A 12,315-nucleotide genomic window follows, 5' to 3' on the forward strand; every position below is an offset into this window, starting at 1 on the left:
TTAGACATCCGAACGAAGACTATTTATCCTTGATTAAAATATACAAAAATATAGGTGTCCCTAATAGGGCAGTAATCACACCAATAGGCAATTCTATCGGTGCTACCGATACGCGGGCGATAACATCTGCCAGTGTCAGCACCAGAGCCCCTAAGAGCAGTGAGCCTGGAAGCACAAAGCGGTGATCTGCCCCCATCAGGCGTACGGTATGCGGAACAATAAGTCCTACAAAACCTATAATTCCCGATACAGCCACTGAGGCCCCAACGGCCAAAGTCGATAAGATGACCACCCATCTTTTACGCGATCACTACGCATCCCCAATAAATCCGCTTGAAGTTCGCCCAGCGCAAATGCATTCAAAGATTTTCCAAAAAATGGAAGAATAAACAAGGAAATACCTATAAATGGGCCTACAGCTAATAAATTATCCCAGGTTGCACCGCCCAAGCTGCCTAGCATCCAAAACGTAATGGTGCGGAGCTGCTGTTCTGTAGACATGTAAGTCATCAAACCTGTAAGTGCACCCGCAAATGCATTAATGGCTATTCCGCCAACAGCATCGTAGTCACATTGGGGCGACCATTTTTACTGGCAATACGATATACCAAAAGGCGGTTAATCCAGCTCCTACAAAAGCCCCCAAAGCCAAAATATAATAACCTATCCATGCTGAAAGTGAAGTCAGCAAGAACGTTTCAAATGCAATAATCAATACCGCAAACAAGGAGGCACCAGAAGAAATACCGATTAATCCGGGTTCTGCAAGCGGGTTTCGAAAAATCCCCTGAATGGCAGCACCTGAAATACCTAAGGCGGCACCGACCAACAACCCCAGTAATAAGCGTGGCATGCGGATCTCAAATAAAACGTTGGTCTGCATACTATCCTGATCTGGTGCTGTAGACAGATGCAGCTTCTGCATGAGCATGGATAAAATATCTCCTGCCGGTATATGATAAGCACCTAAACCTAATGCGACAATACAAGTAATAAATAATATCAGGCTCAAAGCCAGCAATATTAACTTTTGTTTCTTCTGCACCTGATCTATTTTGAATCCATTACCTTTCCAAATCCACGGTGCAGTTCCAAGATCGCATCAGGCAGCCGATTACTGAAATTAACGAGCAAGGAAGCATTCATTACCAATATGCGGTCGTTTTTACCCGCATTTGTAATTCGCATCCCTGGCAATTTAAGAATAGCTTCCTCCCCTCCCAGGCTACTCGCACCAAAATCAAACAATAATATTATATCTGGATTGGCCTGAACTAATGCCTCTGTCGTATAGGGCTTAAAATCCGAAAACTCCTGTATAGCGTTCTTTCCACCGGCTAAATTGATCATCGCATCCAAGCTACTACCCTTTCCTGCAACACTCATTGTTCCTGTTCCGCGTGCATACAAAAACAACACTTTGGGAACAGCTTTTCCTTTATTTTCCTTTTTACCAGCTCCAATGTGCGATCCAGGCTTATTTTTGTACGGGATACCAAGGCTTTTCCCGAAGCAGGTTCACCGACACCATTAGCGACTTCCTGAATATAGCGCAGAGCTCCAGCGGCAGAATAATCTGGTTTGACTGCAATAAACTTTACGCCAGCTGCTCGGATCTGCTGGATTACGGCATTGGCCACATCGCCCTCATTTGCCAGAACCAGTGTAGGCTTAAACGACAATAAACCTTCAGCCGAAACAGAACGGTTTTGCTTACCCTTGGCAATGCCGCCGCAGCCTTTGGTGATATACTGGTCACATCTGTCGCAATCATACGATCCCCTATCCCGAGCCCGTAAATTGTTTCTGTCAGTGAACTGTTCAATGTAATAATCCGTTGCTGTACACTTGCCCATCCTCCAAGATGTAGCAAACAACAGAGCATAATTAAGTAAATTCTACGCATCTCTTTCTGTTAACTCCATTAGAACCACACAAGATTTTGTTCCTTGTTTTCTTGTATGGCAATCATATTTGATTACAAAACAAATCAATAATCAGTCTAAATACAAATTATTTTCAATTCACCTAAATAAAGGCATACAGCAAAATGAACAAGCTATCACACTGTAATACAACAAAGTAGCACACAAAACTAAGCTCATTATGAATAACAAAAATCGGATTAAATAGAATTTATGACAATTTGCATATAGAAAAATCCAATAGTATTACCTTTTTTTGCAACATTATTTAGAATGATTAAAAATAAAAATAGTGTCTAAAAGCCTCTCTTCTATTCGAATAAGTACAGTAATCGCCCTATGTTCCTGCCAGATCTTAGCTGTGCAAGCGCAGGAAAATGGAAGCTATCCGGAACCTTAAAAACGAGTCCAACAAAGCGATAGCCAATGCAACTGTTTACCTCTATCCGGATAAATATGCTTTCAAAACAGATACCGCTGGAAAATTTCAATTCAATAAACTTTATGCTGGCCGTTATGAACTTGTCGCACAAGCGTTAGGCTATAAGGAGCTGCGTCAATTTGTAGACTTGACGGATAAGAACCAGGAACTGACCCTTACGGTACAGGCAGATAGTCGTCAAATCGGCGAGGTCGAAGTAAACCGTAAATTGGAGGCCGTCGATAATCTTATCAAAGCCGAAAACGCTGCTATGCCGGTCAAGGTCATCACAAAAAGAGAGATTGAGCTTATGGGCAGCCGTAGGTTAGACGAAGTCCTGAAAGAGCAGACTGGTATTGCTATCGTCAATGATATCGCCGGTGGCTCTAGAGCTGTTGGCGTTCAAATTCAAGGCTTTAGCAGCAACTATGTCATGGTATTGGTCGATGGACAACCCATGCTTGGCCGTAATAGTGGCAATTTTGATCTTTCACGTATTTCGGTGACCAACATTGAGCGTATCGAGATTATCAAGGGTGCATCCTCCTGTCTCTACGGCAGTGATGCACTTGGTGGCGCCATCAATATTATTACCCGTCATGGCGCCATAACCCCACAAGTACATGCTTCCCTCCTCTATGGCAGCTTAAACACAGTTGACGCAACATTAGAAGGCGAAACACCATTTTCCAATCAACGGGTAGCGCCGTTGTTTCCGGAAATTATTACCGTACAGATGGATTCAATACGGACAAACAATACCTCAACTCAAAAAGTACAACATTCCCGCCTTATACCAATTACAGTTTTCAGGGGCGAGTACGCTATCGCACGAGCAAAAATGGTACAGTGGGAATGACAGGCCGATTTGCTGCCCGCGAATCTGAAATGATCAATGCCTGGTCTGAAGACCGCACCCTGCAGGACAAGCAAAAAGATCAAGATATCAATCTGTCAGTCAGCTATGACCATAATTTCGAATCAGGACTACGCAGCATGACACGTTATTATTTTTCCAGGTTCCATTCCCAGATCGCGGCACAATGGTTACGACAAGGGGTTTTGGCCAATGCTGAAGAGTTTGGTCAAAATGTACACCGCATTGAGCAGCAGTTCGCCTACAGTCCAATCCAACAGGTCAAGTTTACGGGTGGAATTGGTGGTAGTCTAGAGCAGATGGATAATCAGGACCTGGATGCCAAACGCTCGTTGAACAGTGCGTTTGTCTATCTCCAAACGGAGTGGAAACCGGTAGACCGCATGCTGACGACACTAGGGCTACGTTATGACCAGACCAATGTTTATAACGGGCATCTGAGTCCAAGTCTAGGTTTACAGTATCATATCAGTCCAACATTATTGGTCAAAGGAGGTGTTGGCGCCGGGTTCAAAGCGCCGGACTATAAGATGCGTTATCAGGTATTTTTCAATCCTGCCGCCAATTATTTAGTTGTAGGCACCGAACGGGTAGCCGATGTGGTTGCTGCCATGGACCAAGCGGGTGAATTAAGTTACAAGAACAGCTATATGCTGAATTTAGTCGCAGGTAACTTAAAGGCCGAAACTAGCCTCTCCAACAATATTGGGCTTACCTGGAATCCTTCAACCAAATTTCAGGCAGATTTTTCTCTTTTCTATCACCGTATCAACAATCAGATCAATACGGTCAGTGTAGGCAATGGTACAAGTATCGCGCAGATCTATAGTTACCGTAATTTACCGAAAGCGATGAATAAGGGTTTTGAAGTTTCAATGAGTTATCAGGCTACCAGGGATCTGCAATTATCCATGGGCTATCAATACCTCATCGCAAAAGATCTTAGTGTATTGGATAGTATCGCAGCGGGCAACTACCCTTATAATCAGATCAATGATGCTGCAAGCGACCTCTATCGACAGAGCAAAAAATCGGACTATTGGGGCATTGAGGATCGCTCGCGCCATATGGTCAATTTCAAAGCACAATATGAATACAAACCCTGGGGAGTCAATGTTAATGCCCGCGTCAATTTCAGAGGCAACACCCTTTTCAGGAGAATAATGGAAATCAATTTATTGACAAGTATGACATCTTTATCCCCTACCATACACTCCTGAACATGACGATCGAAAAAGTCTGATGAACCGGAGGTTAACCTTTCGTCTGATCGGGGACAACCTGTTCAATTTTACCAGCCGCTACCTATTGGGTCAGCCCGGTAGAGTGATTATGGGCGGAGTCAGTTATCGATGGATGAAGGATTAGAGATTGGAGATTAAAGCTAAAGAGAAGTACACAAAATAGTAGATAAAACAATGAGAACAATTAACATCATTATAGCGGAATGCAGCATCTGGCTTTCATTTCATAAGATTGGACGTTGTATTTTTTCAGGTTTTCTGGCATTTATGTTCCTTTCCTGCGGGAAGGACAAAGACTATACGATTGGACTAGAAGATGGCAAGAGTATTGTCATCAAAGATCTGGCCGGTGACACCGATGCCGCCATGGGTGACGGTGCCGAGGGTAAAGAAAAACGACCCTTCTATACATTTCTATTTCGTTTTAAGGATAAAAACAGATATGGATCAAGACAAAGGCCGATTCTGTCCAATGGCTGAAGACAAAAGACTGGGATATTGCATTTACTGGGCCCTATAATTCTGAGGTTTTTGTCAACAATGCCATGGATGAGTTTAACCCAGGTTATCAAGGTGAAGCCAACAATACAGCTGTCATGCTCCTGAAACAATCCTACCAAAGCCTTATGGTCGCCCCTTCGGATGAGGAGTTCAATAAGAACGGTACCGGTAAAATCGGCTGGGCGTCCAATTCCGAATCGCTCGGCTGGTTTCAGTATAGTCTAAGTACCCATATTATGCAAGCGCTGCCAAATCGCACCTATGTTATCCGACTTCCCGATGGTAAATATGCCAAGTTACAATTGATCAATGCCTATAAAGGAAATCCATCGGCAGTGACCAATATGAACTGGCCGGCTCCCTATTACACCTTTAAATATTATGTACAGGAAGATGGCAGTAAAGATTTAAATACAAACACATTATAAATAAGGAAAAATTACACAAATAAATTAAAGATGAACAAATTATTTACAACAGCGGCACTTTTATGTGCATTGAGTCTAGGTTTTACTTCCTGTAGCAAGGATGATGATAAAGTTGAAGAAAGCAAACTTAACGATGCAACGGCTATAACTGCAGTTGCAAAATTGAAGTTCCGCAGGCGCAAAAGTTTTTTATGATTTCAAAACAAATAGTGTTCAGGAGGAAGCAAAAAGTATGATAAATCTATCTGGCATGTATGGTTCTACTTTGCAAAATACATCAACTGAAAACTATAAAATGGGATATTTCGATCAAGAGAATACAAATATTGAAAAATTGACATTAGCGGCAGTACTAGGTGCCAATATAACCTCCACAGAAAAATTAGGCATAGATGCTTCCAGTGCTGGTGCTCCAGCCACAGGCCCCACATGGATAATCTATGACTTTAAGAATAATCATGCAGTATACCCCACCCCTAACCGTTACATCGTAATGTATAAAGGGGAAAAGCTAAGCGATAAGAGCGACGAACTCTTTGTGATTCAGGCAGCTGGAATTACTGCTCTCAATGGAAATGCAACGTACAATATTAATTTTAAAAAGTTTGTAAAATAATTTATTAAAAGGTACGATCAATCTACTCAAGTAGTTAATGTCTCCAAATATATTTAAATCAAAAAAACCTACATCAATTAAATTTGGAGACATCATTATTATTTTTCCGATCAAAAAGCTCTTAATTGAAGTTCCATTAACATTATATGCAAAGAACATATAACATATTAAGTCAAACGGCTAAAATCAAAATTAATATATAAAATATCATTTTTCATACACAAGTAATGGGGTAAACTCTTTACCTTTACTATTATTTAGAATGATTTTAAATAAATATAAAATGTAACACATGAACATATCAAGACAGCTTACCAGAACAAAATATATTGCATTGCTCTGCATCGGTATGGCAATCCATACTGCTTGCAGCAAATCGGATCCAGTAACCGAACCCGTTGTGGAGCCGCCGAAAGAAGAAGAGAGCAATACCGGGCTTTACAATAAATTGATTACCGTACGCGATTTCGCTGCTACAGATAAAAACGATGGCCAAAATGCTGCCCCTACAGTATATTATAGCTTGGAAACCAATAAAGGTATCGCGGAAACAAATCGTCAAACGCGGAACTGGGACATTGCATTCAGCAATATCTTCAACAGCCACGTGTCTGGAAATAACGGGACGAACAATACGAATTTTGGTTACGGCAATAACGCAACCGGTGGTATCCTAATCGTTGAAAAAGCATTTGATGAAGTAACAGAAGTACCGGCTGACACTGAATTCAAGGTAATCGGCGATGCGATCGGAATGGATCAGAATGGTGATGAAGGAAATGGAGTTGGCTGGTTATTGTATGACTTTTATGGTCGTCTGGTTCGGCAGCACGCTGTTCAGAACGAACATGTTGCTTATGCGCTTGGAAATGGACTAACATTACTGAATGGAAAAGTAATCAAACCACGAACGTTAATTGTTCGTACGGCAAAAGGCAATTATGCGAAAATTAGACCGATTTCAATGTATAAAGGTCTCTATAAACCCGAGCAATGGCTTAAAGACTCCCCCATGTATTTATCTCTTTTGATTACGTTATCGTACCAAAAGGCAGCAAAACATTTGAGATAAAACCTTAAATAGTACAATTCTTATTCAAAAAAACCGGATATACGGTCGAGGTACATCCGGTATCAAATTGACTAATTAACATATATTTATTAACTAGCCCACTGTAGAAGTGGCAAAATTACGAAAAAGAAATGAAAATCAAATTCAGAACTTTATCAATTGCCTTAGGTATTGCCGCGATTGGCATGACCGCATCATGTAGTAAAGACAATTCACTTGCTCCTAGTATCGAAGAGCAATCACTCAGCAAACGTGCTGTTACTCCTTCGACGACAATTGGCGGTACGGTAAACTTTACCGCAACCGGTACAAAAGGATATTTAAAAACGATCGCTACAGGCACCTATGGTGCACGCAATTTCCACCAAGGTACAGTGCCAGATTTGGTGGACACAACGCAATGGAAAAACCCAGCCAGCACCTATTACTACAACTTGATTACCAATGACGGTGGTACATCCACTAGCTATGATTTTCAATTTAGTGGTACAGCAAATGCGAGTTTGACCGTAAATACGACGAAGTATAACTTGTATTATGTAAATACAGCTTTTGAATCTGTTTCTTCAAGTACTACAGGAACATTAATTGCAAACGGTACAGCAGCTTCCAATAGTACAAATGGAACAGGCAACCCGAGCAGTACTGGCTGGTACATCTATAACATTAGCAATCATATTATGAGCAGTTATGGGCCGAGAACGTATATTTTAGAAAACAAGACAACCGGCGATCAATGGAAATTGCGTCTAAATAGTGTTTACAAGGACGAAACTCCAAATGCGAGCTACGCCGCAACAAACTTTCCGTTTATGAGTTTCGATTATAAGAAACTATAATAAGCCTTAATACCCTTATTTTTAATAAGAATTGTAAATTTTAAATCCGGTGCCAGCCTTGCTGGTACCGGTTACTTTCAGACTAAAATGAAAAATCAGTTATTAACCACCCAAAAATTTAAGATCGCTACGGGCCTTATATTGAGCAGCTTGTATTTAAGTTCTTGTACCAAAACAGAAATTCAACCCTATGAACCGAGAGCATGGCCCGGATCAGTAGTTTCAAGATTGTCAATACCAGCAAAGAAGTCATTGGCGCTATTGACAATGACGCCAAGACCATTACGGTTACGCTGCCCGAAGGACTCTATATGTCCAGCCTGGAGCCTGAAATAAAAGTTGCCAAAGGCGCAACCCTAAAACAAGGCTCGGATACACTGATCACCAATATGGTCGATTATTTTTCCAAAGGTCGTACCATTCAATACCCTGTTGCCGCTACAGATGGCAGTACAGCCACCTATACGCTGATCGTCAAAAGTGATCAACCATCGCTCAATTTGCAGGAGGTTAGTTCGAACTCAAATGAACCAGTTGAATATGATCAATCATACTGGTATACCTCAAATGATATTTACATTTACAATAACTTCGCTAGTTACCCCTATATCGCGACTTATGAGAGTGATCTGGAACTAGTTCGTGCTAGCTTAGTGGATAAAGACGGGAAAGAGTATCCATTTAATATAGCTGTGACCGGAACTCCCCCTCGATCGAAAAATCCTATATGCATCTTGTTCTAAATGATATTAAAGGACGCGTCACAGGCAGCGGTAGTTCCTGACATATAACAAAGTGCCGGCAGCAGGTGATTATTATGTCAAATTGCGTTACTACAGCCGCGAGGAAACCTTAAAAAATCCTATCCGAATTATTTACAACAACTAATCATTGTTTTCAAAAGCGAGGTCATGACCGCATTCGCTTTTAGGTATTGACGGAAACACTCCCCGGCGATAGAAATTTACCCCAAATATGAAAAAAACAACCACATTATATCGCATTCCTACCCTATTGTTAGCAGTAGGAATCACACTATTCTCCGCTTGTAAAAAAGAGTACGAAACTGCGCTAACGCCTTACACAGAAATCACTTCTTTTAAAATCCCTTACAACGCAGGCAAAGATACCATTGTAGCAGCTGTGGATGGTGAAAACATTTATGTCTCCTGGCCCGGATCAACCGAATGGCCTATTCCGGAGACTGTTGCTCCGATTATTAATATTTCAAAAATGCAAGCATAAGCCCTGCCTCAGGAACGGCAATCGCACTCAAAGATGGACTGCAATATCAGGTAAAAGCCCAGGATGGCACCATAAAGACCTATACGATAAAATTGTCAAATGGGTCACTATTACCTTCCTTTCGAGACGAAGAAACGCAGATTACTGCTATCGTGGGTCAAAGCAATTTCAGTATCCCAATGAATAATCTTATGCTGGATAGAAGTGATAGTCTGTACCTCGTCAACGATCAAAATAAAGCCTATAAACTTATGCTGAATAAAGTTGAAAACGGACTTATTATTTTCTATGTGGATCAGCAAGATGGCTCGGGGATTCCTTCAGGTGATTATTATGCACAGGTGATGAACAAATTTGGTATTCCTGTTAAAAGCAGTAAAAAGTTCGTAAGCGTTGCAGCCGATCAGGCACTTCCTTATGTCTATTTTAACCATGCAAAAGAATGGCAGGTCAAAAGAGGCGAAATTATAAATCTTCCTGCAAGACATTTGAACAAAACGTCAGATATTAGAGTTGTAAATTTAAATTACACCGAAGATGGTTTCCCCAACAGTTTATCTTTGAACTTTCTCGGTATTTCAGATGATTTAAAATCCATTAAAGTGCAGATACCCGAAGATGCTCCAATAGGCATTTCTTCGGATTTAAACAATGGTATTAGCATACGGGTCCGTCTTGATCGTTTTATTACACAAGTGACTCCCTATTATAATTATCCAATCAAAATCGTAGAATAAAAATCCTGTCGTTTTTCATAGATGATAAATCAGAAAACAGCATAAATATTTGGAAATAAATACGAATCTTTGTATAGAATCGTTATAAATAAAAATAAGAACATGTTAAGTCAACATATCAAAGAGCAAACGCACGCTGCTCACCAAAACGTAGAAGGAACGATCGTGCGTCAATTAAAAATATTCGTTCTGAAGCAGATTATGCTGAGGTATTAAAAGGGTTCTATGCTTATTTCCGTGCCGTAGAAGATAACATCGCTCCTTTTGTTACGGCTGAAGTATTACCAGATCTTGCCGAACGCCGCAACTCGTCCTATATTAAAAATGATATTGAGACGCTAGGTGGCAACGTCGATAGCCTCCCTGAGGCAACAGCACCTACTGTTAACAATGTGTTGGAAGCGTTGGCATCTTTATATGTGCTGGAAGGTTCTATCATGGGTGGTCCGTATATCGTACAGATGCTGAACAAATATGGTGTCAACAAGGGAACCTCTTTCTTCGAAGGTTATGGTGAAAATAGCCGCGAGATGTGGGCTGGCTTTACGGCTGTATTAAATAAATATGCTGAAGATCCCGCAACTTATGATCACGCAGTAGAAATTGCAAACCAAACTTTTTATAACTTTGGAGACGTATTCACTCCGATCACAAGTGCAAACTAAAAAGGCGTGATATTGTTTAATCCTTCAGATGGAGCAAAAAGACAATAAATCAAAATGGTTGAAGCGTGCCGGCATGGGGCATTCCTCTTCTTCCTGGCAAAAGGACTTGTATGGCTTGCGGTATTTTTCTTCGCGGCTAAGTCCTGCAGTGTATCTATTTAGTATTAAATAAGAAGCCGTCTCCCAATTGTATTAAAGAACAATTTCGGAGACGGCTTCTATTTTGTTCCCTTTCTTGTTGTTATTTCTTTAGATCCGCCATAAGTTCTGCGGCATCTGGCATAAATAGTTGCAATATTTTTTCATATACACAATACATTCCTCAACTAACTTTTTAATAAGATACTGTTCACCATATCCCTAGGATAGCTGAAAGGCAGCTAGAATCGAAGCTGGATTAAAATCTATTTCGTTGAGCACATTCGACCGTCGGCTACTTTTTTCCAGATACAGTATGGTAAATCCAACAAATATGGAGCTACCTACAAAATCGCTACATTTGATAGTTAAGGTCTTTGCTGGTATCCCATCCGATTTAACATCGTATTCCCACTCGATATCTTTTATCTCTGTAGGCTCAAACTCGTCGAAGTCAAATGAGACTGCAAAAATTTAAATACTACCGCATTGCATTTTTCAGGAAGGACCAGCGCTCTTTTTATATCAAAATCCGGAAATGATATTTTAAGCTCATTCTTCTTGTTCAGGAGATTACCGGATCGATAAAAGATAATCCTGCATATGACAGTTTTCATTGAACTGAAAATTTACCAAGCGATCCAATACGCAGTTGCTCAGCGTCCGGCTGCCCTTTTCGCAATCAAGATTTGTCTTTATCGCGCGATAGACCTGCCTATTTAACCGATTGCCCATCTGTCCATCATGGAGATCCTGGTGGACTTCCCCAAAACACGTGCGGATCATTGCACCCGCGCGGCTTACCTTTCCAAAATCTTTACCTGCCCGTTTGGTATCATCCGTCTGTTTAACGCGATATGGTCTGCTTTGCAGGTAGTTTTTATTGCCAACTTTTCTATTCACCAGCGGGCCAACCAGACCCCTGATAAATCCATTATCATTTATTCCCATACTTAAAGATACGACTGTAAATAGCTGATGTCAAGCATCTTATATATTTTTAGCAAATTTCAAATTCGAGTAAAATGACAATTATAAATATTGTAATTTTAAAGGGACTTCGTTGTAAATAACTTAGGGACAAGTTCGCCACAAGCTCGCCCTCCTGCCGACTTGTAAAAAACATGCAGGCACAGTGAAAGCACCTTAAAAGGTGGACTCAAGGTGGACTCACTGTGCATTCAATCTGCTTACAGGCCGAACTTGGTAATAACTTGGTCTTAACTTGGTCACCACCAGTCCCCTCTCCCAACCAAACGTCACCATCAAACATCAACAAGAAACCTGTTTACGCTTTTCTTATCTGAACCCCTGATTCTCTCATCTGACAACTTCATTGCCACTCTATCCCGTTTATCCTCAGGGCAAAAAGCTTCTAGAGTATACTTCAAATTGTGAGGCCCTTTTATTTCTCTTATTTTGCAATTTTTAATAAAAATAGACTTCGAATACATAACGTCCAATTTTTAAGCGAATACAATTGAACAACCTAAAAACGTCAACCTATCTCAGGCCAATTTAGCAATAGCGGCATTTCAAAGTAAAGAATAAGCGTGTCAACGCATCAATTTTTCATTTTTTCTGCAATTCCCTCAACTGCTCGTAAT

The 12,315-nt window shown here is 40.8% G+C and carries 18 protein-coding genes and 1 pseudogene; 13 read left to right on the forward strand and 6 right to left on the reverse strand.

The window, feature by feature from the left end; all coding sequences use genetic code 11:
* Window positions 1-19: 19 nt before the first annotated feature.
* From KUH03_RS47865 to KUH03_RS00255, 5 genes are read right to left on the reverse strand one after another with little or no spacing between them, the layout of a single operon-like run.
* Window positions 20-256 carry an iron chelate uptake ABC transporter family permease subunit gene (locus tag KUH03_RS47865; protein WP_373564600.1) on the reverse strand — a complete coding sequence of 79 codons (237 nt, stop codon included), beginning with the start codon at window positions 254-256 and terminating at the stop codon, window positions 20-22.
* Window positions 235-510 (reverse strand): iron chelate uptake ABC transporter family permease subunit, encoded by a 276-nt coding sequence (locus KUH03_RS47870; RefSeq protein ID WP_373564601.1) that lies wholly within the window; start codon window positions 508-510, stop codon window positions 235-237. The genes KUH03_RS47865 and KUH03_RS47870 overlap by 22 nt, the downstream gene beginning before the upstream one ends.
* 58 nt (window positions 511-568) lie before the next feature.
* Window positions 569-1,045, reverse strand: a complete 477-nt coding sequence (locus KUH03_RS00245) for an iron ABC transporter permease (protein WP_257091033.1) — start codon at window positions 1,043-1,045, stop codon at window positions 569-571.
* A 5-nt stretch (window positions 1,046-1,050) separates the two neighbouring features.
* Window positions 1,051-1,419 carry a hemin ABC transporter substrate-binding protein gene (locus tag KUH03_RS00250; RefSeq protein WP_373564602.1) on the reverse strand — a complete coding sequence of 123 codons (369 nt, stop codon included), beginning with the start codon at window positions 1,417-1,419 and terminating at the stop codon, window positions 1,051-1,053.
* Entirely contained in the window at window positions 1,383-1,856 is a 474-nt protein-coding gene (locus KUH03_RS00255; protein WP_257091035.1) for an ABC transporter substrate-binding protein, read from the reverse strand. Before KUH03_RS00255 ends, KUH03_RS00250 begins: the two co-directional genes overlap by 37 nt.
* Before the next feature lie 446 nt (window positions 1,857-2,302).
* Between KUH03_RS00255 and KUH03_RS00260 the strand changes: the two are divergent.
* From KUH03_RS00260 to KUH03_RS00320, 13 genes and pseudogenes are all read left to right on the forward strand, one after another.
* Window positions 2,303-2,914: pseudogene (locus KUH03_RS00260) on the forward strand (TonB-dependent receptor plug domain-containing protein); the annotation flags it as partial.
* A 116-nt stretch (window positions 2,915-3,030) separates the two neighbouring features.
* Window positions 3,031-4,443, forward strand: coding sequence for a TonB-dependent siderophore receptor (locus KUH03_RS00265; protein WP_257097941.1), 1,413 nt, complete (start codon window positions 3,031-3,033; stop codon window positions 4,441-4,443).
* A 22-nt stretch (window positions 4,444-4,465) separates the two neighbouring features.
* Window positions 4,466-4,591, forward strand: coding sequence for a hypothetical protein (locus KUH03_RS00270; protein ID WP_257091036.1), 126 nt, complete (start codon window positions 4,466-4,468; stop codon window positions 4,589-4,591).
* A gap of 50 nt (window positions 4,592-4,641) precedes the next feature.
* The gene (locus tag KUH03_RS00275) at window positions 4,642-4,947 is read left to right on the forward strand and encodes a hypothetical protein (protein WP_257091037.1); all 306 of its coding nucleotides are present in this window, start codon (window positions 4,642-4,644) and stop codon (window positions 4,945-4,947) included.
* A 65-nt stretch (window positions 4,948-5,012) separates the two neighbouring features.
* Window positions 5,013-5,396, forward strand: a complete 384-nt coding sequence (locus KUH03_RS00280) for an HmuY family protein (RefSeq protein ID WP_257091038.1) — start codon at window positions 5,013-5,015, stop codon at window positions 5,394-5,396.
* Window positions 5,397-5,426: 30 nt separating this feature from the next.
* Complete coding sequence (locus tag KUH03_RS00285; RefSeq protein ID WP_257091039.1) at window positions 5,427-5,591, forward strand: hypothetical protein; 165 nt, start codon at window positions 5,427-5,429, stop codon at window positions 5,589-5,591.
* 37 nt (window positions 5,592-5,628) lie between these two features.
* On the forward strand, window positions 5,629-6,012 hold the full coding sequence (locus KUH03_RS00290) for a hypothetical protein (RefSeq protein ID WP_257091040.1): 384 nt from the start codon (window positions 5,629-5,631) through the stop codon (window positions 6,010-6,012).
* Between the two features lie 334 nt (window positions 6,013-6,346).
* On the forward strand, window positions 6,347-7,084 hold the full coding sequence (locus tag KUH03_RS00295) for an HmuY family protein (RefSeq protein ID WP_257091041.1): 738 nt from the start codon (window positions 6,347-6,349) through the stop codon (window positions 7,082-7,084).
* Window positions 7,085-7,215: 131 nt separating this feature from the next.
* Window positions 7,216-7,923 carry a hypothetical protein gene (locus KUH03_RS00300; protein WP_120257335.1) on the forward strand — a complete coding sequence of 236 codons (708 nt, stop codon included), beginning with the start codon at window positions 7,216-7,218 and terminating at the stop codon, window positions 7,921-7,923.
* A gap of 203 nt (window positions 7,924-8,126) precedes the next feature.
* A complete protein-coding gene (locus KUH03_RS00305; protein WP_257091042.1) occupies window positions 8,127-8,666 on the forward strand; it encodes a hypothetical protein in 540 nt (179 codons plus the stop codon).
* Window positions 8,667-8,898: 232 nt separating this feature from the next.
* Window positions 8,899-9,168: a hypothetical protein gene (locus KUH03_RS00310; protein ID WP_257091043.1), complete on the forward strand. Its 270-nt coding sequence runs from the start codon at window positions 8,899-8,901 to the stop codon at window positions 9,166-9,168.
* A gap of 92 nt (window positions 9,169-9,260) precedes the next feature.
* On the forward strand, window positions 9,261-9,905 hold the full coding sequence (locus tag KUH03_RS00315; protein ID WP_257091044.1) for a hypothetical protein: 645 nt from the start codon (window positions 9,261-9,263) through the stop codon (window positions 9,903-9,905).
* A 182-nt stretch (window positions 9,906-10,087) separates the two neighbouring features.
* Window positions 10,088-10,570, forward strand: coding sequence for a biliverdin-producing heme oxygenase (locus KUH03_RS00320; protein WP_257097943.1), 483 nt, complete (start codon window positions 10,088-10,090; stop codon window positions 10,568-10,570).
* Window positions 10,571-11,281: 711 nt separating this feature from the next.
* Here KUH03_RS00320 and KUH03_RS00325 read toward each other — a convergent pair.
* Window positions 11,282-11,659: a hypothetical protein gene (locus KUH03_RS00325; RefSeq protein ID WP_257091045.1), complete on the reverse strand. Its 378-nt coding sequence runs from the start codon at window positions 11,657-11,659 to the stop codon at window positions 11,282-11,284.
* Window positions 11,660-12,315: the final 656 nt, after the last annotated feature.

This window comes from Sphingobacterium sp. E70, from assembly GCF_019285695.1.
GTDB classification, from domain to species: domain Bacteria; phylum Bacteroidota; class Bacteroidia; order Sphingobacteriales; family Sphingobacteriaceae; genus Sphingobacterium; species Sphingobacterium detergens.